The following is a 22,763-nucleotide window of genomic DNA, read 5'->3' as shown; positions in this document are numbered from 1 at the left end:
TTTTATCTTAAGCGCTGACAGTCTGAAAAATGGGCGAGACCAGCGTCAAAGCCGCCTTCAAATCGGATGCAACCCCTTGGCCCAATTCCGGCAGAGGTGTATTTTCAGGCCGCATATCCGGTATCTGCACAGCCCGACAACCAGCGCCCATAGCGGCGCGAATGCCTGTGTCGCTGTCTTCAAAGGCCGCGCAGTCTGTTGGATCAAGCCCCAAAGCCGCCGCCCCTTGCAGATATGGCGCAGGGTCAGGTTTGTTGGCCGTGACCTCATCGCCCGCGACCACTGTCACAAGATATTTCAGCAAATCCGCCTGCGCCAGCTCGTGACGTGCCGCCACGCCGATGGTCGAAGTGACCACCGCCATTTTAGCCCCAGCGTTTGACAAGGCCTCAAACACCTCGCGCACAAAAGGGCGCAAAGGCACGTTGTCTCGCATCAAGTCCGCTTTGTGGCCGTTAAACGCCGCGACAAAATCCGCCGCATCCATACGCCCATCCAGCCACAGTTTCGTCTTGGCGGTATTGCCCGGCAGCGATCCACCGATCAAAGACAGGAAAAACCGCCCAGCCTCGCTTTCACCGATGCCCAAATCGGCGCAGACCATGACAAAGGCCTGCTGCCCCACGCGTTCGGTGTCCAGCAGCAGCCCGTCCATATCGAACAGATAGCCTTTGGGTCTCCAGCCTTGCGGCATTTGGGGCGCGCCCCATTGGTATGTCAAATCATCCAAGGTAATCAGACCTTTGCAGACTATATTTGGCCATTTTCTCATTCAAAGTGCGGCGCGGCAAGCACAGCTCATCCATCACCGACACGATAGAGCCCTTGTGGCGGCGCATGGTGTTGTCGATCAACATCCGCTCGAAAGCTTCCACATATTCTTTCAGCGGCTTGCCTTCGGTCGTCATAGTTTGCTGCTCGACATCATCGCCCTCAGACAACAACAACGAGGCGATAGAACCAGATCCACGACGGTTTTGCAGCACTGCGCGTTCGGCCACATTGATCAGCTGACGAATATTGCCAGGCCAAGGCGCTTGCAACAATTGCGCCGCTTCTTGCGCGGCGACTTCGCGGGTCTCGCAGCCGTATTCTTCCGAGAACTGTTGCGACAACTGCGTGAACAGCAGTAAAATATCTTCGCCCCGTGCACGCAGCGGTGGCAGCGTGATTTTCATCGCCGCCAAACGGAAATACAAATCGGCGCGCAGCGCGCTTTCGCAGGTTTTGCCCTGCTCTTGCAGGTTACAAATCGCAATCACACGGGTTTCAGGTGGTGTGCCTTGATCGTTCATCCATGACAGCAACCGCGCTTGCAAATCAGCGGGCAGCGCTTCGATGTCTTCCAAGACCAGCGTGCCGCCGCGGGCTTCTTCGATCAGCGGAATGATTATCCCGTCAGGATCGGGCCCGAACAGGCGCTTGGCCAATTCGTGCTCTTCACGGCCCGCACAAGAAAACGTCACGAATTTTTTGTTGGCCCGCGCGCCAACGGCATGCAAAGCGTGCGCCACAAGCGTTTTGCCTGTACCGGTTTCGCCGTCGATCAACACATGGCCGTCGGCTTGGCCAAGATCCAAGATATCTTCGCGCAGACGTTCCATCACCGGCGAGGCACCGATCAGTTTTTTCATCAAGCCCGTGCCATCCGACAATTCGCGACGCAGCGCGCGGTTATCAAGCGTCAAGCGCCGCGCATTCGTGGCCTTTTTCGCCAGTTCCGTCATGCGATCAGGGTTGAACGGTTTTTCCAAGAAATCGAACGCACCAACACGCATCGCCTCGACCGCCATCGGCACATCGCCGTGCCCCGTGATCATGATCACCGGCAGACCTGAATCCACAGACATCAGTTTTCTCAAAAACTGCATCCCGTCCATGCCCGGCATTTTGATGTCCGAAATAATCGCACCCGGATAATCGGGTCCGAGCGATTTCAGCGCGTCCTCAGCGCTGGCAAAGGTTTCCGTGTCAAATCCAGACAAGGCCAACCATTGGCTGATCGATTGGCGCATATCTTGTTCGTCATCGACGATAGCGATCTTCATTGCGGTTGCCATGAAACCTGTTCTCCTAGTCTTTCCCCTTTGAGATGCCTCAAAGGAATTCTTGCTCTTATGTCTGTTTGCCCGTTGCTGTTGTTCGCCTACTGCGCAGCCTCGAGGCTCTCTTCAGACATAGGAAGGATCATTTCAAATTCAGCCCCCCCATCGCCCCAATTGCGCGCGGTGAGCCGTCCCCCCAACTCGTTGACGATGCCAGAGGAAATGGCAAGCCCCAGCCCGATACCATCTCCGGGGGCTTTGGTGGTGTAGAACGGCTCAAACAGAGTGTCCAAGTCCTCGATCCCTGCCCCGTTGTCGCGTACTAATACTGATGCCTGTGCGCCACCTGCAACCAAGATGCCGATCTGCGGCTCTGCCACGTTTTTCGAGGCGTCAAAAGCGTTGCGCAGCAGGTTCACCAAGACCTGTTCCAAACGCACCCGATCACCCTGAACTATGACGGGTTCCGGCGGCAAAGTGCGCGTGATTTCCACCGATCTTTGGCGCATCTGCGGTTCCATCATCGACAGCGCAGAGGCCACACAATCCCTTATATCTATGGGTTCTAAGTGATCCGAGCCCTTGCGCGCATAGGATTTCAACTGCCGCGTGATGGCCCCCATGCGGTCAATCAAATCATCGATGCGCCCGAAAGACGCCAGCGCCTCATCGGGGCGCTTCCTTTGCAGCAAAAGCTTGGCCCCCGCCAGATAGGTTTTCATCGCAGCGAGTGGCTGGTTCAACTCGTGCGACACCGCCGCTGACATCTCGCCAAGCACCGCCAATTTCGACGATTGCAGCAGGGTCTGTTCGGCCACTTCAAGGCTGCGTTCTGCCCGTTTGCGTTCGGCAATTTCCCGCTGGAGCGCCGCATTCAGCTGGCGAAGCCCCGCCGACTCTTGTTGAAAAAGCCCTGCCCGCGACATCGCACGTCGCGATGTCAGATAGAAAACGCCGGCCAAAAGAATGGCAAAACCCATAATTTCCAGCGCCAAAACCCCGTTCACCTTTTCGCGCACCGAACTGTATGTGGTGAAAGACGCCATGCGCCAGCCTCTGAACGGTATACGATTTTCCAACCGCATCACCGCCTCACCGCCCAAATAGGCCTCGGCGGGAATGGCATTCCAATCCGTGGTCAACCGAAACGCGCGCTCAATCGCCGTCGGCGCGTCTGTCACGGACAGGGCCTCAGCTTCGGTCTTGGAACGCCAGCGCGGCTCTGTCGACAAAATGATTTGATTGTCCGAATTGATCACGATCACCGCGTCCGAGATGCCCGACCAGCTTTGTTCAAACTTGGCCAAATCCACCTGCACGACGATCACCCCAACCAGCGCGCCACCGACGTCGATCTTACGACTGTAAGTAAACTGATAATCGCCACTTTCGCGTTGCGTGGTGTTGAAAATCGTCTCGTTTGAGCGCAAAGCGTCAATGAAACTTGGAGCTTGGCGTCTGTTGGTGCCCAAAAGACCTCGGTCAGTCGCAGCCACAACACGTCCGCTTTCATCCAATAGCAAAATCGCGGCAGCACCAATTTCTTCGATATAGGAAATCAAATGCTGCGAAGTTTGCGTGTAATCATCGGTGTTCAGCGCGTTCACCAAAACAGGGTCGCGCGACAACAAAATCGGCACGATGGATGTGCGCTGCAATTCAGACAAAAGGTTGCCCGAATAAAGCGCCTGTCGGACTTCGGCGCGATTGCGCGTCAAAATCGTATAGCGTTCGGTTAACAAAAGGTTTGTCACCCAAACCACTGAAATCGCGGCAACAACAAAAGCTACTAATGCCAAACGACCGCCCCAAGTCAGGGTGCGGGGGCGGGCTGGGGTTTGAGGCGTGGTAGGCAGCTTGCGATCATTCATAGGTTGAGTTTACGCGCGACACAGTGCGCTCTCAAGCCCAGATGCCACACCTCCGTATGCTTACGCGGAATTAAGCTTAACAAAATGTTAGCCCAACGACAAAACGCCCCCAAACGGGAGCGCTTTTGGTTCTTATCAACCAGTGGCAGTCGCTCAAGCTGTGGCAATCGCCCAAGATCGGCGATTAGGCAGGGACCACAGCCGAGACGAGCGATGCGAAAAACCCTTTGCCGTCTTCATTGCCATGGGCCGCTTCAAACGCACGTTCAGGGTGCGGCATCATGCCAAGCACGCGGCGGTTGGCCGACAAAATGCCCGCGATATCGTGCGAAGACCCATTTGGATTGCTTGCATACCGAAACGCCACGCGGTCTTCCGCGTCCAACATGTCCAATGTGCTTTGATCTGCGGTAAAGTTGCCGTCGTGATGCGCAATCGGCACGCCGATCACTTGGTCTTTGGTGTAAAATGACGTGTAGGCGCTGTCCGTGGTGGCAACTTGCAAAGGTGTGGTTTTACAGATGTATTTCAGGCCTGCGTTGCGCAGCAAAGCACCGGGCAAAAGCCCCGCTTCGGTCAAAACCTGAAAACCGTTACAAATGCCAAAGGCATATCCGCCGCGTTCAACATGCACTTTCAGCGCTTGAGTGATCGGCGAATTGGCCGCAATCGCGCCACAGCGCAGATAATCGCCGTAAGAAAACCCACCGGGCACAGCGATGACATCCAAGCCATCCGGCAAAGTGGTTTCTTTGTGCCACACCATGGTGACATCCGCCCCAGAGTTGCGCAGGGCCACAGCCAAGTCGCGGTCACAGTTAGAGCCGGGGAAGACAAGAACAGCAGCTTTCATAGCGCTTTCTCCTTAGATCGCGTGGATTGGGCTTACGCCAGTTCGATCGCGTAGCTCTCGATGACCGTATTGGCCAAAAGCTTATCGCACATGTCTTTGATGGTATCCTCAGAGGTGCCATCGGCCAGATCAAGTTCGATCACTTTGCCTTGGCGCACATCGTTGACACCGTCGAACCCCATCGCGCCAAGCGCGTGGCGCACAGCGGCACCTTGGGGGTCCAGAACACCGTTTTTCAGCATGACATTCACGCGGGCTTTCATAGTCAGGGACCCTTTCTTTCGAGGTCTAAGTCTTGTCAGTCTTAATCAATTCAATCGAGCAGCAGCATCACCGCTGCCCAGATGATTTATAGATCAGTTGATCACAGTCGAATTGGCAGCGGGGCCATTTGTTGGCAAAACGCCCAAACGACGCGCCACTTCCGTGTAGGCATCCGTCAAATTGCCCAAATCGCGGCGGAACACATCTTTATCAAGCTTTTGGCCAGACTCGATGTCCCACAGACGACAGCTGTCAGGTGAGATTTCATCTGCCACGATCAAGCGCATGAAATCGCCTTCCCAAACGCGGCCGATCTCGATTTTGAAATCGATCAATTTGATGCCAACGCCGTACATGACGCCAGACATGAAATCGTTGACCCGCAGCGCCAGCGCCACGATGTCATCCATGTCTTGCTGAGAGGCCCAGCCAAAGGCGATGATGTATTCTTCCGGCACCAAAGGATCGCCAAGATCATCGTCTTTGTAAGAAAATTCGATGATCGGACGGGGCAAACGTGTGCCCTCTTCAATGCCAAGACGTTTGGACATAGATCCAGCCGCAAAGTTGCGCACGATCACTTCCAAAGGCACGATCTCGCATTGGCGGATCAACTGCTCACGCATGTTCAAACGTTTGATAAAGTGGTTCGGCACGCCGATGCTGTTGAGACCTTCCATGAAGAACTCGGACAGACGGTTGTTCAAAACACCTTTGCCCTCCACAACAGCCTTTTTCTCGGCGTTGAATGCTGTGGCGTCGTCTTTGAAATACTGAATCAAAGTCCCTGGCTCTGGACCCTCATAGAGTGTCTTTGCTTTGCCTTCGTAGATTTTTTTACCACGCGCCATGGGGTCTCCAATAGATATGGGGGGCCGGGAATCATTCATCCAGCCGCTCTAAGTGGCTCTTTAGGGCAAGCAGCGCAGCCAAGCAAGATCATGGGGCGTCCTTGGGGGCGCAAATTTGTTACCAAAGGGTCATAAACGGCCCCAAAGTGGCGTAATGCCGCGCGCACTTTTAAAATTTTTGCCCCAATCACCCCTGCGACTTTCGCACACACACGCCCATTGCCTCTTGAAGCCAAGGCCTAGGGGCGTCATATCTTAATCAAACACCGAATGGAGGACTGACCATGTCAGCATTTGACGAACGCGAATCTGCTTTTGAGAACAAATTTGCCCATGACGAAGAAATGACATTCAAAGCCGAAGCCCGCGCCAACAAGCTTTTGGGCCTTTGGGCGGCTGAGATTTTGGGCAAAGACGATGCAGGGGCCTATGCTTTGGAAGTGATCAAAGCAGACTTTGAAGAGGCTGGCCACGACGACGTGATCCGCAAAGTTGTCGCAGATCTTGGCGATAAATCGACTGAAGCAGCGGTGCGTGCAAAACGCGCGGAGTGCTTGATCGAAGCAAAAGGCCAGCTTGCAGCGGACTAAGCCTCGTTTGCAGTGGGCTAAGCCTTGCTCGCGATAGGCTAGCCTCGGCGATCTATTGCATCAGACGTGCACGTCAAATACGACAAACGGCTCAGGCATCTGGGCCGTTTTTTTGCAATTAAAATTCAACAGATTGGCCAACCGCCAATCCAGCAAAGCCAATGCAGCCAACATGGATCGCAAATACAGATCGCAAACCTTGTTCGAAACCTTCAAATCTTTTGCAAATTTTGCTGCGAATTAACACTATCTTGGCACTACGGACCGTAAATCTATGACCTCGAAACATTCTCGCGCGCCGCTTGTGTGCGCTCAAAAGGTCCCTATCGTCCTCATGCGTCACGCCTCGTTTGATATAAACACTGCCGACACAAACATGGCGGCCAGCGCGCCCCCACAATTGACTGCGCCTGACAGTGCTGCATCGCAGACTGTGCCGAACAAACAAACTGGGCTGCGCGGTCTGTTGGCCAAACAGGCGATACCCTTGGTGATGACGCTGTTCATCGGCTGGCTGGTCTGGGGCAAGGTCTCGCATTTGAACGGTCACGCCATCCTAGACACCGTGTCCCGCGTCAGTCCGGTCCAATGGGGGCTGGCTCTAATGACCACTGCTGGCAGTTTTTGGGCCGTGGGACAATATGACAGCGTGCTGCATGCCCAACTTGGCACCGGCATTTCCAAACCTGCGGCCCGCAGGTCGGGCATCGCCGCCATCGGCCTGTCGCAATTCTTGGGCTTTGGCGCGCTCACCGGCGCTCTTATTCGTTGGCGCATGCTGCCCGAAATGACGCTGTGGCAGGCCGCGCGTCTGTCGGCAGCTGTTGCGATGTCGTTTTTGGCGGGCTGGGCCGTTGTCGCCGCCTTTGCTGTTCTGGTTTTGCAACCCAATATCCCTTGGATGAAAACGCTGGCCATCTTGGCGATCACATTGGCGGGCAGCATGGCAGCCCTGTCAATCTATCCACCTGCAGCCCTTGTCAGATGGCCTTGGCCCTCATTGCGCACCATGGGCACAGTGATCATGCTGGCCGCCATTGACACGATTCTGGCGGGTCTGACCCTATACATTTTGTTGCCCCCCGAAGTCATTGTCGGTCTTGGGCAACTCATTTCTGCCTATCTTTTTGCGCTTGGTGCGGGCCTCGTTGGGGCCACCCCCGGCGGCATCGGCCCGTTTGAGGCGCTGCTCTCGTCCCTTTTGCCTGCGGTGCCCCTTGAACCCCTGCTTGGGGCCGTGCTGGCCTACCGGATCGCATACTATGGGATTCCAGCCACACTGTCGGCCATCATTATTTTGATCGGGCCACGCCGATGCAACCTGTCCAAAAGCGCGCAACTGGTCAAAACCTCGTCATCGCCCTATCTCACGCCGCAGATTGAGATGCAGCTGTTCGCGGCGCCACGCGCCGAAACCAATCTGTTGCGCACCCGTGATTTCTCGCTGCTCGCAGATCGCGCAGGCAAACATGTTGCTCTGGCGGCCCCCATTGGGCAATCTTTGGTGATGCTGTCGGATCCATTGAACGCAAACACCAGCGCCACAGAGGCCCGACTGGCGCTGACACAAACCGCACAGGCACGCTTTCGCATGCCCGCTATTTATAAATGCGGTGCGCGCATGGCCGTGAATGCGCGCAAAGCCGGTTGGAAAGTCATCCCCACGGCCGAAGAAGCATGGCTCACCCCATCAAACTTTAGCGTTGAAGGCTCTGACAAGCGCCAATTGCGCCGCGTTCTGCGCAAAGCCAAAGAGGCTGGTATCACCGTCAAAGAAGGTGGCCGTGCCTTGCCGCTTGCCAATATGGACCGCGTCGCAAGCGATTGGAAAACCCAGCACGGCGGCGAACGCGGTTTTTCCATGGGCACCTATTGTCGCGCCTATATCACCTGCCAGCGCGTGTTTTTGGCCTACAAAGGCGACAACCTTGTGGCGTTCATCACCCTGCACGAGACGCGCAATGAAATGACGCTCGACTTGATGCGCACCTCAACCGATGCCCCTGATGGCACCGTCCAGATGCTGATCATCGCCGCCCTTCATGCCGCGGCCGCCTACGGCTGTCCGCGGGTGTCTTTGGCGGCGGTGCCTTGGGCAGGCGAAGATGCGACGCCTTTGCTGCGCTGGTTGCGTAAGCGGTTTTTGCAAAAATCCGGCCATGCGGGTCTAAGACGCTTTAAAGCTGCTTTCGACCCGAACTGGGAAACGCTCTATCTTGCCGCGCCCTCCGGCCTGTCTTTGGCCGTGGCCAGCATGGATATCGTGCGCCGCGTCACAGCGCCGCCGCGCCCCGTGCGCGACAATCCCATGCGCGCCAGCCGGTTTGCCACCCATGCCACCTTGCGATTGTTTCGAAAGTCATCCCCTAAAGGGGCCTAACCCCACCGATTAACCACAGTGTATCGCATGAATTTCATAATCGTTATGATTTGAATGAATTTGATTCATCTGCCCAAGTCTGGCACACCGCTCCCAAAGCCATTGCGGGAGGTTCCCCGAGCCACACGCATACCCAAACACTGCCCGCTGTCATAGCGCGGCCCAAATAGACCGGATTTTACCATGACTGATGCCCTCACCCGCCTGCTCAGCGAACGCGATTGGCTTTTGACCGATGGTGCGACTGGCACAGCATTGTTCAATATGGGCCTGCAATCTGGCGATGCGCCTGAGCTTTGGAATGTCGACAAACCTGAAAACATCACCAAACTCTATAAGGGCGCGGTCGATGCGGGCTCCGACATTTTCTTGACCAACACCTTTGGCGGCAATGCCTCGCGTCTCAAACTGCATGACGCTCAATCGCGCGTGCATGAATTGAACAAAGCCGCCGCCGAAATCGGCCGTGAAGTGGCAGACAAAGCGGGACGCACTGTGATTGTTGCGGGCTCTGTTGGACCCACTGGTGACATCATGGAACCCACCGGCACCTTGAGTTTTTCCGACGCTGTTGAAATGTTCCATGAGCAAGCCGAGGGCCTGAAAGCTGGCGGCGTTGATGTTTTGTGGATCGAGACTATATCGGCCCCCGAAGAATACCGCGCCGCCGCCGAAGGCGCGCGTTTGGCCGGAATGGCTTGGGCTGGCACAATGTCCTTTGACACGGCTGGCCGCACGATGATGGGTGTGACCTCAACACAAATGGCCAGCTTGGTGGAAAAAATCGACAACCCGCCCGTGGCTTATGGCGCCAATTGTGGCGTTGGATCCTCTGATCTGTTGCGTACTGTTCTGGGGTTTTCTGCCCAAGGCACGGGCCGGCCTATCATTGCCAAAGGCAACGCAGGCATCCCCAAATACCACGACGGCCACATCCACTATGATGGCACGCCTGAATTGATGGCCGATTACGCTTGCATGGCGCGCGATGCGGGCGCGACGATCATTGGCGGTTGCTGTGGCACGACGCCGGTGCATTTGCGTGCGATGCGCGAAGCGCTTGAAACCCGTCCACGCGGCGAACGCCCAACGCTTGAGTTTATCGCGGAAAAACTTGGTGGGTTCTCTTCCCCCTCTGACGGCACCGACGACTTGGGCCCGACACGTGATCGTTCATCTTCGCGCCGTCGTCGCACCTAAACCAAGCAGGGTGATCCGCAGATGACCATTCAGCGGTCAAAACAACGACAGTTGGTCGCCCATTTTGGGCGGCACGCGAAACAGGTCGCGCGTCAAGCGTGGCAGTTTCAGCCGCAGACCTGTGCGGTTGAGCGCGATGTCGAACCGCTGCGCCATCAAATCCGCCCATTCGCCCTGCCCCTTCATCCGCTTGGTAAAGCTGCTGTCGTAGTCCTTGCCCCCGTGCAGTTCTCGCACGCGGTTCATCACGCGGGCGGCGCGGTCGGGCACATGCTCATTCAGCCAGTCCTCGAACAAGGGTGCGACCTCACGCGGCAGACGCAGCATAATATAGCTGGCGGCCTGCGCACCGTTTTTGGCGCAAGCGCCCATGATCGCTTCAAGTTCATGGTCAGTGAGCGCTGGAATAACCGGCGCCACCATAGCGCGCACGGGAATGCCCGCATCACTGAGCATACGAATGGTTTTGAGACGCCGCGCAGGTGCGGGCGCACGGGGTTCCAATTGGCGCGACAGCGTGGACCCCAACGTGGTGACAGAAATCCCCACATGCACCAAGCCCTTGGCTGCCATACCGCGCAAAATATCGATATCGCGTTCAATCAACGTGCCTTTGGTGGTGATCATCACCGGATGATTGTGCTCGCTCAGCACCGTCAAAATATCGCGCATCACGCGGTCACGCGCCTCGATGGGTTGGTACGGATCCGTATTGGTGCCAATGCCAATCGGGGCCACGTCATAGGATTTGGCCGACAATTCGCGCGCCAGAACCTCTGCCGCGTCCTTTTTGCGCGTCAATCGCGTCTCGAAATCCAAGCCCGCCGACAGGCCCAAATAAGCGTGACTGGGCCGCGCGTAACAATAACTGCACCCGTGTTCGCAGCCGCGATACGGGTTGATCGAGCGATCGAACGGCAAATCGGGGCTGTCATTGCGCGAAATGATTTTGCGCGGGCGCTCGTCCACGGTCGTGGTGCGCAGGGTCGTTTCCTCGAAAGGCGCGTCCCATCCGTCGATATAGGTTTCGCGGGCCAGCTTTTCGAACCGGCCCACAGCGTTGGACGCCGCACCGCGGGCTTTTGCTTTGAGGCCCAGCGGCAACGCCGGCCCAAGGGGGAGTGTGGAATCATATGCCATACTCAAGATGTAGAACAAAATGAGAACATTTGCCAAGCCCTTCTGTTTAGGGTAGGCCGAAATATAACAGCACAGGCTTTCACCGGTGCCGACACAAAAGGAACTGCATATGTCTGATCAAGAAGGCGATCTCATCCTAGCCGATCTCAACGATTCCGAGCTGGTCGAACAAATGATGGACGATCTTTACGATGGCCTCAAAGACGAGATCGCCGAAGCCGTCACCATTCTTTTGGCCCGCGGTTGGGTGCCTTACGACATCTTAACCAAGTCTTTGGTCTTGGGCATGCAGATTGTCGGCGATGACTTTCGTGACGGTATTTTGTTCGTCCCCGAAGTGCTGCGTTCTGCGCAAGCCATGAAGGGCGGCATGTCCATTTTGAAGCCACTTCTGGTGGAAACAGGCGCGCCGAAAATGGGCAAAATGGTCATCGGGACTGTTAAAGGCGACATCCACGACATCGGCAAAAATCTTGTGGCGATGATGATGGAAGGTGCTGGATTTGAAATCATCGATCTGGGCATCAACAACCCAGCTGATGACTACATCAACACTGCCATTGCGGAAGGCTGTGACATCATCGGCATGTCCGCTTTGCTGACCACGACGATGCCTTACATGAAGGTGGTCATCGACCAGCTGACCGAAATGGGCAAACGCCAAGACTACATCGTGCTTGTCGGTGGTGCGCCGCTGAACGAAGAGTTTGGCAAAGCCATCGGTGCGGATGCTTACTGTGATGATGCGGCGATTGCGGTTGAGACCGCGAAATCCATGATCGCGCGCCGCCACAACCAAGCTTGATCTGGGCAGATGCCCGCGATTGACAGCAAAATAACGGACGAAGCCCTGCGTGATGTGGGGCTTTTGCCGTTTGGTACGGGCAAGACCTTGGTCATCGCCTGCGGAGCCTTAGCGCGCGAGGTTTTGGCCATCATCGATTTGAACGGCTTGGACCATCTGACCCTGACCTGCTTGCCCGCGATTTTGCACAACACGCCCAAAGACATCCCGCAAGCCGTTGAAGACACTATCGAAAAGAACCGATCAGATTACGATCATTTTCTAGTCACATACGGCGATTGCGGCACCGGCGGGCTGTTGCAAACCACGTGCGACCGGCTCGGGGCCACCATGATCAACGCCCCCCATTGCTATGCGTTTTTCGATGGCACAGATCAGTTCATCGCGCGCGGCGAGGTCACCAGCTTTTTCCTGACAGACTTTTTGGCCCGACAGTTTGACGCCTTTGTCTGGACGCCACTGGGCTTGGATCGCTACCCAGACCTGCGCGATATGTACTTTGGCAACTACGAGACCTTGGTCTATTTGGCCCAAACCGATGACGCCGATCTATTGGCCAAAGCCAAAGTGTGCGCCGATCGATTGGGGCTGACATTTGAGCACCGCCAAACAGGCTACGGTGACCTTGCAGGCTTTTTAACTTCGAAACCTTAAGCGGCCAAATGCGCCGCTGCCGTCTCGTGAATGCGCGCCACCATTGCGCGCACACCGTTTGAACGCTGCGCAGACAGGTGATCGTTCAGGCCCAAACGTCCAAGTTCGGCCACAGCATCAGTTTTCGCCACGTCCGCGGCAGTCAAGCCAGAATACAGGGCATGCAAAACAGCGATCAATCCTTGGACGATCATCGCATCTGATCCGCCCAAGAAATCAAACCGCGCCTCAGGCCCCTGCCCGTCAAAACTTGGCACAAGCCAGACCTGAGAGGCACAACCCTCGACCTTAGTGGCAGGCACTTGAAACGCAGGATCAAGCACCGGAAAGGCTTTGCCCATATCGATGACATGACGGTAGCGGTCTTCCCAATCGTCGAGAAATTCAAAGGTCTCTACGAGGTCTTCAAAGGTTTCATTGGCCATGGGGGTGCTCCTGTCTAATCTTGGCTTTGACATAGAGCTTTGCGCGCCCAAGGTCCAGCAGATGCCGCCAAATGTAAGCGACAACCTTGCGCGTGAACCCTTTTCAAACGCCGCGAAGTGCGATAGCCAAAGAATAGGCAAGTTGAAGGATAAAGACATGCGGCGTCAGGTGATCATTTCGGTTTTGGCTTTGTCCCTTTTGGGCGGCTGTGCGCGCATTGGCGCCTCAAACTTCAATCCACTCAACTGGTTTGGTCCTTCCGAAGAGGTGGCCGTGACCGAAACAGGCCAGCGACTCACCGTTTTGCCCACGCTTGCCCCCAAGCGCGGCTATGCCGATTTCCAAGACACTCGCACTTTGGTGACGACGCTGTCGGATGTTACAATCGTCAAATCTGCCTCTGGTGCCATCGTAACAGCCGTGGGTCTTGTCCCCAGCCTTGGCTATTATGACGCTGAATTGGTGCGCATCGAGACGGATAACCCAACTGAGATGGTGCTGGATTTTCGCCTGCGTGCCCCGAAAACAGCCACAGCAATTGGCACCCCAGCACAGCGCCGGATCACTGTCGCACGTTCTATTTCAGCCCCCAATCTGGCAGGCATTCGCACCATAACTGTGCGTGGGGCGTCGGGCGCGCGCGTCATACGCCGCTAAGGCTTTACATCCCAAAACTGCCGCGCCACAGTGGGTCTTTCTCGACGCCATCAAGGACTCATTGCCATGACGCAAGCCACCCCCCTGTCACGCAAAATCATCATCGACACAGACCCCGGACAAGACGACGCCGTTGGCATTTTGCTGGCCTTGGCCTCGCCTGAGGTGGATGTTTTGGGGATCACGGCTGTGGCTGGCAATGTGCCGCTGGCGCTGACCGTTAAAAACGCGCGCAAAGTCTGCGAAGTGGCTGGACGTGGCGATGTTTTGGTTTTCGCAGGCTGCGACAAACCGATTGCGAAAGCTTTGATCACAGCCGAACATGTGCATGGAAAATCCGGTCTGGACGGTATTGAGCTGCCAGAGCCCGAGATGCCCGTGCAAGACAAACATGGCGTGGATTTCATCATCGACACCCTGCGATCCGAGCCGAGCGGCACAGTCACCCTGTGCCCGATGGGGCCGCTGACAAACATTGCCACCGCCTTTGAACGCGCCCCAGATGTTATCGAACGCGTACAAGAAATCGTGCTGATGGGCGGCGCTTATTTCGAAGTGGGCAACATCACCCCAGCCGCTGAATTCAACATCTATGTTGACCCCGAAGCCGCTGATATTGTTTTTAAATCTGGTGTTAAACTGACCGTGATGCCCTTGGACGTGACCCATAAAGCCTTGGTGACCCAAGAGCGCCTGATCCCCTTCAAAGACATGGGCCATGTGGGCGCTGTTGTGATCGGCTGGATGGATTTCTTTGAGCGCTTTGACATCGAAAAATACGGTTCTGCGGGCGGGCCTTTGCATGATCCCACCGTGATCGCCTATCTGATCAAGCCCGATATGTTCTCGGGGCGGTTCATCAATGTCGCGATCGAAACCCAATCAGAATTGACCCGTGGCATGACCGTGGCCGATTGGTGGGGCGTGACAGACCGCGCGCCAAATGCAATGTTTATGGGCGATCTGGACGCCGATGCGTTTTTCGCGCTTTTGAGTGAACGCATCGCCACGCTTCAAACCACATAGACCGTATCACGGTATCACGACCTGCCAAATTTGCGCGCATATCAAAGGTGACTCTCATGACCCAATTCGACAACAGCTACGCCCGTTTGCCGGATCGGTTTTTCTCATCCATAAAACCTGAGCAAGCCCCCAATCCAGAAATAATATTGTTTAACAATTACTTAGCAGATGATCTTGGAGTTGCGGATTGGGCCACACGCGCTGACATTTTGGCGGGTAACACTGTGCCAGATGGGGCCGAGCCCTTGGCGCAAGTTTATGCCGCGCATCAATTTGGCGGTTGGGTGCCCCGTTTGGGCGACGGGCGCGCGATTTTGCTGGGCGAAGTGGTCACGGATCATGGCCGCTTTGACATCCAGCTTAAGGGGGCTGGCCGCACGCCCTATTCGCGCAACGGTGACGGGCGCAATTGGGTCGGCCCTGTGCTGCGCGAATATATCGTGTCTGAATTCATGCATGCCATGAATGTGCCGACGACGCGCGCATTGGCGGCCACTGCCACAGGCGCGCGCGTGCAACGCGAACGGGCCTTTCCGGGGGCTGTAATCACCCGCGTGGCCTCAAGCCATATTCGCGTTGGCACCTTTCAATATTTCACTGCGCAACGCGACACCGAGGCCGTAAAGCTGCTGATCGATCACGTGCGCGACCGCCATTTTCCAAACGCCACGGGTACCATTGGCGTCTATGAGGCCATCATCGCCGCCCAAGCCAAATTGATCGCCAAATGGATGGGGCTTGGGTTCGTGCACGGGGTGATGAACACCGACAATATGGCCGTGTCTGGCGAGACGATTGACTATGGGCCTTGCGCCTTTATCGATGGTTATGCGGCCAATGCGGTCTATTCGTCGATTGATAGAAACGGCCGCTATGCCTTTGATCAGCAATCGAATATTGCCGGTTGGAACCTCGCGCAGCTTGGGTCTAGTTTTGTACCTTTGCTCAGTCAAGAACTCGGCGGGCAAGAGGCTGCCGTTGAAGTGCTCACCCAAAGTCTGAACGCTTTCCCCGCATTGTTCCAAGCCGAATGGGCCAAGGTTTTCGCTGCCAAACTGGGCATTTCAGTCCCGCAAGATGACGATTTGGACCTCGCGCAAGAGCTACTTGATCTGATGGGCGCCACGCGCGCCGATTTCACCAATGTCTTTGCAGGGCTCAGTTCAGGTGCCGCGCGTGATGAATTTATCGATCGCGACGCCTTTGACACATGGCACGCCAAATGGATGGCGCGCATCCAAGACCTGCCCGACGCCAAAGCCGTGATGCGCAAAGCGAACCCCCGCGTGATCCCGCGCACGCACCGGCTGGAACAAGCGATCCAAGCGGCTGTTGAGGGCGATTTTGCCCCTGCGCAGCGTTTGGTGAAAGTCCTGTCCACCCCTATGGATTTGGCCGAGGATGACATCGATCTAACCCGCCCGCCCGAGGCGCATGAGGTGGTGCCGCACACGTTTTGCGGCACATGATCCCACTGCGATATTCCACCGCGATACCGCTTATTTTGATCTGTACTTGACAAACAACCGCTTGTTGTGGGTGATCACTTCGCGAAAAAACGTCGCAAAAGGCGTGTCCGTGTCGCGGATCAAATAGACAACCCCTGCCCCAGAGCCGATCAAACCGCCAATCGCATCGACGATCAAATCCCACATCGTATCTTGCAAACCGTTTTTTTGCATCGACATGCTAAAAGTCTGATCCATGGCGTATTCGAACACCTCCCACAGCGCGCCGATGCTGAGGGCAAAACAAAAGCCGAATAGGCCAATCGCCAAGGGGGGTGCTGCAAATCGGTCGCCTTGGAACATCATAAACACGATCAAAAAACCGATCAGCCCAAAGCCCAAAGCAGACCCGCCGTGCAGCACGACGTCCCACCACCAATAGCGATTGTAGAAATCCACCACCTCGCCCAAAAACAAAGTGGCAAAAATGAATAGAATGATCGCCGCCATAAACCGGCGCGGCACATAAACATCAAATTTACGCGCGACCCCAAACGGCACCAGCGTCAAAACAAAGGTCCCTAAGGCCAAAAACGACGCCGCATAGCGCGCCATAAACAGCCCTGCCACAAAAGCGACCCCAAGCAGCAACCAAATGGCTTTGGTGGTCACTGTGGCAGAAGCCAAAGACAGCTTTGGACGGTTAGATGGCATATTTTAACCTTTCAAGGGCGAGGACGCGTTTGCAAACGATAGCTCAGACCAGCAAGGGGTGCAAATGCACGCCATCATCCCCATATTAACCCTATGGACATCAAACACACCACTACACAGACTCGCACCCAGATGCGCTTGGCATCCTACAATCTGCGCAAATGCCGTGGCACCGACGGCAAGCGCGCACCGGGGCGTATTTTGGATGTGATCAACGGGATCGAGGCAGATGTGGTCGCCTTGCAAGAGGCCGACATGCGCCTTGGCGCCCGCCCCGCCGCTTTGCCGCACCGGATGATCGATACCCATACGGATTTCACCTCCGTACCAGTTGCGGCCTCGCCTGTGTCAGTGGGCTGGCATGGCAACGCCATTTTGGTCCGCAAATCCGCTGTCGTTGAAGCGGTGCATCGCCTTGATTTACCAGGGTTAGAACCACGCGGCGCAGTCGCTGTCGATTTGGAAAACATACGTGTTGTGGCAGTGCATTTGGGGCTCATGCGCAGTTATAGACAAAAGCAATTGCACGCCATTCGCGCGGCGCTGGCACAGATGGCGTTGAAACCCACGGTGATTTTGGGCGATTTTAATGAGTGGTCGCGCACGGGTGGCTTGGATCCGCTTAAAGATGCCTTTGACGTCATCGCCCCCGGAAAATCATTTCACGCGTCACGCCCCGTGGCGGCGCTTGATCGCATTGCTTTGGATGCGTCACTTGAGCTGCGCGATGCGGGCGTGGTGGAAACGGACCTGTCGCGTCGCGCCTCGGATCATTTGCCGATCTGGGCCGATGTTGCTATGCCCGCGCAAATCAACGCGTCCTAATACAAGCACGCGCACCACTTGGCGCTTTGCCTTTTGCAATGGCGTGTTACACAGAACGCGACTTTGGCCAAAAGGTATTTCTTATGACGCTTTTACAAATCGCTTCGCTTATGATCGTGCTTGCGGGCGCGTTTGGTGCCATCAATTACCTGTTTTTAAAGCTTCCCAGCGCCATCGGAATTTTGGTCGTCGCCTTGATCGCCTCTGTCGTGGTGATCGGTTTGGACGCGATTTGGCCGCAGATGAGCGTCGAAGAAACCATCCGCACCACGGTACTTTCGGTGGATTTCTCGGGCGCTTTGCTGGAAGGGATGCTGGGGCTTTTGCTGTTCGCGGGCGCCATGCATGTGAAAATATCGGATCTGCGCACCCAGTGGCGGGTGGTATTTTTGATGGCGACTATGGGCGTGGGGCTTTCAACTGTGATTGTTGGCTATGGGTTTAGCTGGTTCACAGGCATGCCGATTTTGATCGCTTTGACCTTTGGCGCGCTGATTTCGCCAACTGATCCAGTGGCAGTGCTCAGCGTGCTGCGCCAAGCCAACCTGCGCAAAAGTCTTGAGACCAAGATCGCAGGCGAAAGCCTGTTCAATGACGGCGTTGGCTATGTTGTATTTTTGGTGCTGTCGGGTCTGGCTTTTGCCGCCACCGGCCATGGGGATGATCATGGTGCGAGTGATAATGCGCTTGCAGGAGCTGCGATGTTGTTCGGTCAAGAAGCCATCGGTGGTGCAATTTTGGGCATCACTTTGGGCTGGCTGACCTTTCGCGTGATGCGCTTGATTGATGATTACTCGCTAGAGGTTTTGATCACGCTTGGGCTGGCGCTTGGCGGATATTCTTTGGCCGTGGCCTTGCATGTGTCTGCACCGATTATGGCCGTTTGCGCAGGTTTGCTGATCGGCGATGTCGGGGCGCGTCACGGCATGTCGGACGAGACCCGCAAATATGTCGACGCGTTTTGGAAGATGGTCGATGAAATTTTGAATGCGGTGCTGTTCTTGATGATCGGGTTCGAGGTCTTCGCCGTGGCCTTTGACAGTGCTTCAGTGACCGCAGGGCTTGCTGCGATTGTCTTGGCGTTGTTTGCGCGATTCATGGCTGTCGCTGTGCCTGTCAGCGTGCTAAAACCCTTTCGCAGGTTTTCCCCTGGTGTGATCCCTATCATGACGTGGGGCGGCTTAAAGGGCGGGATTTCGGTCGCTTTGGCGCTATCCTTGCCTGATGGCGACTGGAAACCGTTGATTTTGACTGCGACCTATATGGTGGTGATTTTCTCTATTATTGTCCAAGGCTTGACCGTGGCACCATTGGCAGAACGTGTAGGACGTGAACCTGAGTTGGATATCTAAGCATGACAACAAGACAGACGCTAAACTATTGCACCTATGATGTGTTCACGGATCAACCCTTTGGTGGCAATCCATTGGCGGTGATTTTTGAAGCTGATGCTTTATCAGACGCACAGATGCAAGTGATCGCGCGGGAATTCAATTTTTCGGAAACTGTGTTTTTTCAAACACCTAAAGATGCAGCACACACGATGCGGTTGCGCATTTTCACGCCAACGCGTGAATTGCCTTTTGCGGGTCATCCGACCATCGGAGCCGCCGTGGCGCTATCCGATTTGGGGCATGGGCCTGATTTAACTTTGGAGCTTGGCGTCGGTGTACTGCCAGCAAAGGCAGAACTGGGCACCGCGTCGTTTCATGCCAGCCAACCCGTCGAGGTTTTGGCGCAGCCCGACACCGAATTGGTGGCGAAAACCTTGGGTCTGGCGCATACGGATATTGCCCATGCCCCCGTTATGGCCAGCATGGGTGTGCCGTTTACCTTTACAGCGCTGACATCGCGCGCGACGCTGTCGAACATCGAGATTGATTTGGCGGCCATGAAAACGGGAAACGCGCGTTATCCTTCAAGTCGGGATTTTTCTCAAGCCGCCTATTGGCGCGATGACATCGCAAGCCTTGAGGCGGGACATGATGTGATACATCTGCGCATGTTTGCGCCGCTGGACAGCATCCCTGAAGACCCTGCGACAGGATCGGCTGCGGCCACTTTGGCCAGCCTGTTTTGCGCGCACAGCGGGGCGCCGATTTCTTTAACTGTTTATCAAGGGCAAGACATGGGGCGCCCGTCTGTGATCAGAGCCCATGCAGATCGTGACGGCGTCACCATTTCTGGCGCAGCCATCAAAATGATGCAAGGTCAGCTTTTGGTGTGACTGGTTTAAGACGCGCCGCGCAGAATCATACGGGCAGTGCGGGCAAAGGCATCATCGAAATCTGACAGATCGTAGAGCGCTTGCACGTCACTGGGGAGGCTGTCGAAATCCTCTGGCTTTTCGGCAGCCAAGTGAGAGGCCCCTTGTAAGGCCACAAAAAGCGCCTGCGCCAATTCGATGGCAGATTGAAGCTCAAGACCGCGCGTTTTGACAAGGCGCGCCGCGAAGCGTTCCATTTGTACAGCCACCGAGCGCTTGGTCTCGATCAAGCCTTCTCGTGGTAGCTGAGCTTCTATCACGGTCGAAAACCGCGCCAAAAGCTTTAAAAACAAGGGGATATCATCTGCGGCAATCAACATTTCAGCGGTGAGTGCCGTGTCCATCGCGGCATGGGGCAAGACCATGGAAATATAATTTTCCAATGCCACCAAATAGAGTTCCGCGAAGACTTCTTCCGGGGTCTCCACGAACATGTAGACCGTGCCTTTGGCCAAATTGGCCTGTTTGGCGAGGGCCGACATAGAAAAGGCGCTAAAGCCCTCTTTCACCACGAGTTCTTGCGCAGCTTGCAAAATCTTTGCGATATGCTCGGCATTGACGGCCTCATCATAAGCTCGTTTGGATCGTTCCATCAGTGACATCCTGCGCTCCTTGCCAGGTGAGAAGACACATGTCTTGTCGGGACAATTGTTAAATTCATGTATGTCTCACATTCAATATTCCGACAGACTGTCGCATGGAGTCCTTAACAAACTCTCATATCCTGCCTGACCATACGGAAATTTCTTCAGTTTTTTGGCTTTTGGTGAACAAGGCCTAAACAGCTTTGGGCACATGGTGCGCGCCCATGCATCGCACTTGCGGGCTGGACCTTGACGTCGCAGTTTTCTACAAGTCATATTCTTACACCGCTTAAACACCTCAGGAGGACCCCGTGGCAGACAGCATTCTCAATCGCTGCGCAGGTATCGGGCTGCGGATGACCGGCCAACGCAAAGTGATCGCCATGGTCTTGGACCAATCAAACGATCACCCTGACGCCGAAGAACTATTCGCACGTGCGGCCAAACACGATCCGAATATTTCATTGGCCACTGTGTATCGCACGGTCAAAACCTTTGAAGCGCGCGGGATTTTAGAAAAGCTGGAGTTTGGCGATGGCCGTGCGCGCTATGAAGCTGCAGGGCGGGCCCATCATGATCACTTGATTGATGAAGACAGTGGTGCTGTGATCGAATTCTACGATCCTGATATTGAAGCCTTACAAGAAAAGATTGCTGCGAAACTGGGCTATGAGCTCACGGGGCATCGCATGGAACTTGTTGGGAAAAAGATCAAACCCAGTGAAAGCTGAAATGTCGATGCCGTGCCAACCACCCGCTTTATGGATGGCACGGCATCTATGCTGTCACGTGCGCGCGCATCGAGATCACAGACGCATTTGCGCAGGCTCTCGGCGCATTGTCATTTTTTAAGCGGGGGCAGGTGACGTTTTCCAAGCTGGGAAAGGATCGGGCAAGGCTTGCCATTGCTCTGTGACAAAGCCCTCTTGCGCGACCAAGGCACTGTCCAAAGCGGCAATCAGCGCGGCTTTGTCCATCTGCGCACCGATCAACACCAGTTCTTGCCGCCGATCCCCGTACGGATCTTGCCAATGTTGTTCAAGATACGCGACGCCCTGCTCATGTGTTGGCCTGCGCTCTTTGGGAATAGTCGCCCACCATTGCCCCAACGGTTTCACCGTGCACAGGGTCCCAGCCAATGAATATTCCAACAACCAATCGGGACGCGTTGCGATCCAAAAGTGCCCTTTGGCGCGGATCACCCCCGGCAACTCGCCCTGAAGCACATCATAGATTTTTTGCGGCTCAAAGGGACGACGCGCACGGTAGACAAAAGATGACACGCCGTATTCTTCTGTCTCTGGGATGTGGTCTTCAAATCCGTACAGTTCTTTGGCCCAAAGCGGATGATCATAGGCTGTTTCGAAATCAAACAACCCTGTGTCAAAAATGCGATCTGCGGGCACCTCGCTGTAATCGGCCTCGATGATCTGCGCATCTGGGTTCAAGGCGGTGATAATCGTGCGCGCTGCTTTCAGGCGCTCAGGCCCCGCGGCACTGACCTTGTTGAGCACGACCACGTCTGAAAATTCGATTTGATCCACCAGCAAATCCACCAGCGTGCGCGCGTCCTCTTCGCCCAAGGACTCGCCCCGATCGCGCAGAAAATCATGGCTGGCGTAGTCTTTAAGCAAATTCACCGTATCGACCACAGTCACCATGGTGTCGAGGCGCGCCACGTCAGACAGGCTGTTGCCGACCTCATCGCGAAAATCAAAAGTCGCCGCAACAGGCAAGGGCTCTGAAATGCCGGAGGACTCGATCAGCAGATAATCAAACCGATCTTCTTTGGCCAAAGCGCGCACTTCCATCAACAGATCATCGCGCAAGGTACAACAAATGCACCCGTTCGACATCTCGACAAGTTTTTCTTCGGTCTGACTAAGGTTGGCCCCGCCATCGCGCACGAGATCTGCGTCGATGTTCACCTCTGACATATCGTTGACGATCACGGCCACGCGGCGACCTTCGCGATTGTTTAGGACCGAATTGAGCAGCGTTGTTTTCCCTGCCCCCAAAAATCCGGACAACACGGTCACTGGCAGGCGTTTATCTTCTTCTGGCATCTTCATTCCTCAATTTAACGGTATGTTATAACATATCAATCAAAACCAAAGTGGCAATGCCAAATACACATCCGAAAAGACGAAAACCGTTACCGCTA

At 55.4% G+C, this 22,763-nt stretch carries 23 protein-coding genes; 12 read left to right on the top strand and 11 right to left on the bottom strand.

Translation table 11 applies throughout. The annotated features are described in order from the left end of the window. Positions 1–7: 7 nt before the first annotated feature. The 6 genes from WNY38_RS00520 to purC all read right to left on the bottom strand — a co-directional run bounded on the left by WNY38_RS00520 (position 8) and on the right by purC (position 5,884). Positions 8–730 carry an HAD family phosphatase gene (locus WNY38_RS00520; RefSeq protein WP_342855361.1) on the bottom strand — a complete coding sequence of 241 codons (723 nt, stop codon included), beginning with the start codon at positions 728–730 and terminating at the stop codon, positions 8–10. Further along, positions 723–2,060: a sigma-54 dependent transcriptional regulator gene (locus tag WNY38_RS00515; protein ID WP_342855360.1), complete on the bottom strand. Its 1,338-nt coding sequence runs from the start codon at positions 2,058–2,060 to the stop codon at positions 723–725. The genes WNY38_RS00520 and WNY38_RS00515 overlap by 8 nt, the downstream gene beginning before the upstream one ends. An 86-nt stretch (positions 2,061–2,146) precedes the next feature. Then, complete coding sequence (locus WNY38_RS00510; RefSeq protein WP_342855359.1) at positions 2,147–3,916, bottom strand: ATP-binding protein; 1,770 nt, start codon at positions 3,914–3,916, stop codon at positions 2,147–2,149. A gap of 184 nt (positions 3,917–4,100) precedes the next feature. Further along, the gene (gene purQ, locus WNY38_RS00505; RefSeq protein WP_342855358.1) at positions 4,101–4,769 is read right to left on the bottom strand and encodes a phosphoribosylformylglycinamidine synthase subunit PurQ; all 669 of its coding nucleotides are present in this window, start codon (positions 4,767–4,769) and stop codon (positions 4,101–4,103) included. 32 nt (positions 4,770–4,801) lie between these two features. After that, positions 4,802–5,032, bottom strand: coding sequence for a phosphoribosylformylglycinamidine synthase subunit PurS (purS, locus tag WNY38_RS00500; protein WP_342855357.1), 231 nt, complete (start codon positions 5,030–5,032; stop codon positions 4,802–4,804). A 93-nt stretch (positions 5,033–5,125) separates the two neighbouring features. Next, positions 5,126–5,884, bottom strand: coding sequence for a phosphoribosylaminoimidazolesuccinocarboxamide synthase (purC, locus tag WNY38_RS00495; RefSeq protein ID WP_342855356.1), 759 nt, complete (start codon positions 5,882–5,884; stop codon positions 5,126–5,128). Between the two features lie 284 nt (positions 5,885–6,168). Between purC and WNY38_RS00490 the strand changes: the two genes are divergently transcribed. The 3 genes from WNY38_RS00490 (at position 6,169) to bmt (ending at position 10,054) form a co-directional block, all read left to right on the top strand. Then, positions 6,169–6,474 (top strand): DUF1476 domain-containing protein, encoded by a 306-nt coding sequence (locus tag WNY38_RS00490; protein WP_342855355.1) that lies wholly within the window; start codon positions 6,169–6,171, stop codon positions 6,472–6,474. A 274-nt stretch (positions 6,475–6,748) separates the two neighbouring features. Beyond that, on the top strand, positions 6,749–8,854 hold the full coding sequence (locus tag WNY38_RS00485) for a phosphatidylglycerol lysyltransferase domain-containing protein (protein ID WP_342855354.1): 2,106 nt from the start codon (positions 6,749–6,751) through the stop codon (positions 8,852–8,854). Between the two features lie 183 nt (positions 8,855–9,037). Next, on the top strand, positions 9,038–10,054 hold the full coding sequence (gene bmt / locus WNY38_RS00480) for a betaine--homocysteine S-methyltransferase (RefSeq protein WP_342855353.1): 1,017 nt from the start codon (positions 9,038–9,040) through the stop codon (positions 10,052–10,054). A gap of 36 nt (positions 10,055–10,090) precedes the next feature. Here the strand turns inward: bmt and WNY38_RS00475 are convergent, their stop codons facing one another. After that, complete coding sequence (locus tag WNY38_RS00475) at positions 10,091–11,194, bottom strand: PA0069 family radical SAM protein (protein WP_342855801.1); 1,104 nt, start codon at positions 11,192–11,194, stop codon at positions 10,091–10,093. A gap of 109 nt (positions 11,195–11,303) precedes the next feature. Here WNY38_RS00475 and WNY38_RS00470 point away from each other — a divergent pair, with 109 nt between their 5' ends. Together WNY38_RS00470 and WNY38_RS00465 are read left to right on the top strand one after the other, a co-directional pair. Next, complete coding sequence (locus WNY38_RS00470; RefSeq protein ID WP_342855352.1) at positions 11,304–11,999, top strand: B12-binding domain-containing protein; 696 nt, start codon at positions 11,304–11,306, stop codon at positions 11,997–11,999. Between the two features lie 9 nt (positions 12,000–12,008). Further along, positions 12,009–12,653 (top strand): DUF1638 domain-containing protein, encoded by a 645-nt coding sequence (locus WNY38_RS00465; protein ID WP_342855351.1) that lies wholly within the window; start codon positions 12,009–12,011, stop codon positions 12,651–12,653. On the opposite strand, the gene WNY38_RS00460 is transcribed toward WNY38_RS00465, so the two are convergent. Further along, positions 12,650–13,078: a SufE family protein gene (locus WNY38_RS00460; protein ID WP_342855350.1), complete on the bottom strand. Its 429-nt coding sequence runs from the start codon at positions 13,076–13,078 to the stop codon at positions 12,650–12,652. The two genes, WNY38_RS00465 and WNY38_RS00460, sit on opposite strands and share 4 nt — an antisense overlap. A gap of 157 nt (positions 13,079–13,235) precedes the next feature. Here WNY38_RS00460 and WNY38_RS00455 point away from each other — a divergent pair, with 157 nt between their 5' ends. The 3 genes from WNY38_RS00455 to WNY38_RS00445 all read left to right on the top strand — a co-directional run bounded on the left by WNY38_RS00455 (position 13,236) and on the right by WNY38_RS00445 (position 16,231). Beyond that, the gene (locus WNY38_RS00455) at positions 13,236–13,736 is read left to right on the top strand and encodes a hypothetical protein (RefSeq protein WP_342855349.1); all 501 of its coding nucleotides are present in this window, start codon (positions 13,236–13,238) and stop codon (positions 13,734–13,736) included. A gap of 66 nt (positions 13,737–13,802) precedes the next feature. Next, a complete protein-coding gene (locus tag WNY38_RS00450; protein ID WP_342855348.1) occupies positions 13,803–14,762 on the top strand; it encodes a nucleoside hydrolase in 960 nt (319 codons plus the stop codon). Between the two features lie 56 nt (positions 14,763–14,818). Further along, positions 14,819–16,231, top strand: a complete 1,413-nt coding sequence (locus WNY38_RS00445) for a YdiU family protein (protein ID WP_342855347.1) — start codon at positions 14,819–14,821, stop codon at positions 16,229–16,231. Between the two features lie 30 nt (positions 16,232–16,261). On the opposite strand, the gene WNY38_RS00440 is transcribed toward WNY38_RS00445, so the two are convergent. Beyond that, positions 16,262–16,924, bottom strand: coding sequence for a hypothetical protein (locus WNY38_RS00440; RefSeq protein ID WP_342855346.1), 663 nt, complete (start codon positions 16,922–16,924; stop codon positions 16,262–16,264). 132 nt (positions 16,925–17,056) lie between these two features. On the opposite strand from WNY38_RS00440, the gene WNY38_RS00435 reads away from it, so the two are divergent. The 3 genes from WNY38_RS00435 to WNY38_RS00425 all read left to right on the top strand — a co-directional run bounded on the left by WNY38_RS00435 (position 17,057) and on the right by WNY38_RS00425 (position 19,976). Next, positions 17,057–17,749, top strand: a complete 693-nt coding sequence (locus WNY38_RS00435) for an endonuclease/exonuclease/phosphatase family protein (protein WP_342855345.1) — start codon at positions 17,057–17,059, stop codon at positions 17,747–17,749. An 83-nt stretch (positions 17,750–17,832) separates the two neighbouring features. Beyond that, positions 17,833–19,101: a sodium:proton antiporter gene (locus WNY38_RS00430; protein WP_342855344.1), complete on the top strand. Its 1,269-nt coding sequence runs from the start codon at positions 17,833–17,835 to the stop codon at positions 19,099–19,101. Between the two features lie 2 nt (positions 19,102–19,103). Next, positions 19,104–19,976, top strand: a complete 873-nt coding sequence (locus WNY38_RS00425; RefSeq protein ID WP_342855343.1) for a PhzF family phenazine biosynthesis protein — start codon at positions 19,104–19,106, stop codon at positions 19,974–19,976. 5 nt (positions 19,977–19,981) lie between these two features. Here the strand turns inward: WNY38_RS00425 and WNY38_RS00420 are convergent, their stop codons facing one another. Next, a complete protein-coding gene (locus WNY38_RS00420) occupies positions 19,982–20,608 on the bottom strand; it encodes a TetR family transcriptional regulator (protein ID WP_342855342.1) in 627 nt (208 codons plus the stop codon). A gap of 302 nt (positions 20,609–20,910) precedes the next feature. Between WNY38_RS00420 and WNY38_RS00415 the strand changes: the two genes are divergently transcribed. Beyond that, positions 20,911–21,330: a transcriptional repressor gene (locus WNY38_RS00415; protein ID WP_342855341.1), complete on the top strand. Its 420-nt coding sequence runs from the start codon at positions 20,911–20,913 to the stop codon at positions 21,328–21,330. 117 nt (positions 21,331–21,447) lie between these two features. Here WNY38_RS00415 and WNY38_RS00410 read toward each other — a convergent pair whose 3' ends face one another. Further along, positions 21,448–22,665: a GTP-binding protein gene (locus WNY38_RS00410; RefSeq protein ID WP_342855340.1), complete on the bottom strand. Its 1,218-nt coding sequence runs from the start codon at positions 22,663–22,665 to the stop codon at positions 21,448–21,450. Positions 22,666–22,763: the final 98 nt, after the last annotated feature.

The organism is Pacificibacter sp. AS14 (genome assembly GCF_038899935.1).
In the GTDB taxonomy this organism is placed as follows: domain Bacteria; phylum Pseudomonadota; class Alphaproteobacteria; order Rhodobacterales; family Rhodobacteraceae; genus Celeribacter.
This window is presented reverse-complemented; position numbering and strand designations above follow the sequence as displayed.

What these genes read in the sequence shown, in the direction of transcription:
- WNY38_RS00435 (WP_342855345.1), top strand. Translation starts at nt 17,057, where the DNA reads ATGCGCTTGGCATCCTACAATCTGCGCAAATGCCGTGGCACCGACGGC.
- WNY38_RS00515 (WP_342855360.1), bottom strand. Translation starts at nt 2,060, where the DNA reads ATGGCAACCGCAATGAAGATCGCTATCGTCGATGACGAACAAGATATG.
- WNY38_RS00425 (WP_342855343.1), top strand. Translation starts at nt 19,104, where the DNA reads ATGACAACAAGACAGACGCTAAACTATTGCACCTATGATGTGTTCACG.
- WNY38_RS00420 (WP_342855342.1), bottom strand. Translation starts at nt 20,608, where the DNA reads ATGGAACGATCCAAACGAGCTTATGATGAGGCCGTCAATGCCGAGCAT.
- WNY38_RS00485 (WP_342855354.1), top strand. Translation starts at nt 6,749, where the DNA reads ATGACCTCGAAACATTCTCGCGCGCCGCTTGTGTGCGCTCAAAAGGTC.
- purQ (WP_342855358.1), bottom strand. Translation starts at nt 4,769, where the DNA reads ATGAAAGCTGCTGTTCTTGTCTTCCCCGGCTCTAACTGTGACCGCGAC.
- WNY38_RS00490 (WP_342855355.1), top strand. Translation starts at nt 6,169, where the DNA reads ATGTCAGCATTTGACGAACGCGAATCTGCTTTTGAGAACAAATTTGCC.
- WNY38_RS00455 (WP_342855349.1), top strand. Translation starts at nt 13,236, where the DNA reads ATGCGGCGTCAGGTGATCATTTCGGTTTTGGCTTTGTCCCTTTTGGGC.
- purC (WP_342855356.1), bottom strand. Translation starts at nt 5,884, where the DNA reads ATGGCGCGTGGTAAAAAAATCTACGAAGGCAAAGCAAAGACACTCTAT.
- WNY38_RS00445 (WP_342855347.1), top strand. Translation starts at nt 14,819, where the DNA reads ATGACCCAATTCGACAACAGCTACGCCCGTTTGCCGGATCGGTTTTTC.
- WNY38_RS00430 (WP_342855344.1), top strand. Translation starts at nt 17,833, where the DNA reads ATGACGCTTTTACAAATCGCTTCGCTTATGATCGTGCTTGCGGGCGCG.
- WNY38_RS00460 (WP_342855350.1), bottom strand. Translation starts at nt 13,078, where the DNA reads ATGGCCAATGAAACCTTTGAAGACCTCGTAGAGACCTTTGAATTTCTC.
- WNY38_RS00440 (WP_342855346.1), bottom strand. Translation starts at nt 16,924, where the DNA reads ATGCCATCTAACCGTCCAAAGCTGTCTTTGGCTTCTGCCACAGTGACC.
- WNY38_RS00475 (WP_342855801.1), bottom strand. Translation starts at nt 11,194, where the DNA reads ATGGCATATGATTCCACACTCCCCCTTGGGCCGGCGTTGCCGCTGGGC.
- WNY38_RS00510 (WP_342855359.1), bottom strand. Translation starts at nt 3,916, where the DNA reads ATGAATGATCGCAAGCTGCCTACCACGCCTCAAACCCCAGCCCGCCCC.
- WNY38_RS00465 (WP_342855351.1), top strand. Translation starts at nt 12,009, where the DNA reads ATGCCCGCGATTGACAGCAAAATAACGGACGAAGCCCTGCGTGATGTG.
- WNY38_RS00450 (WP_342855348.1), top strand. Translation starts at nt 13,803, where the DNA reads ATGACGCAAGCCACCCCCCTGTCACGCAAAATCATCATCGACACAGAC.
- bmt (WP_342855353.1), top strand. Translation starts at nt 9,038, where the DNA reads ATGACTGATGCCCTCACCCGCCTGCTCAGCGAACGCGATTGGCTTTTG.
- WNY38_RS00410 (WP_342855340.1), bottom strand. Translation starts at nt 22,665, where the DNA reads ATGCCAGAAGAAGATAAACGCCTGCCAGTGACCGTGTTGTCCGGATTT.
- WNY38_RS00470 (WP_342855352.1), top strand. Translation starts at nt 11,304, where the DNA reads ATGTCTGATCAAGAAGGCGATCTCATCCTAGCCGATCTCAACGATTCC.
- purS (WP_342855357.1), bottom strand. Translation starts at nt 5,032, where the DNA reads ATGAAAGCCCGCGTGAATGTCATGCTGAAAAACGGTGTTCTGGACCCC.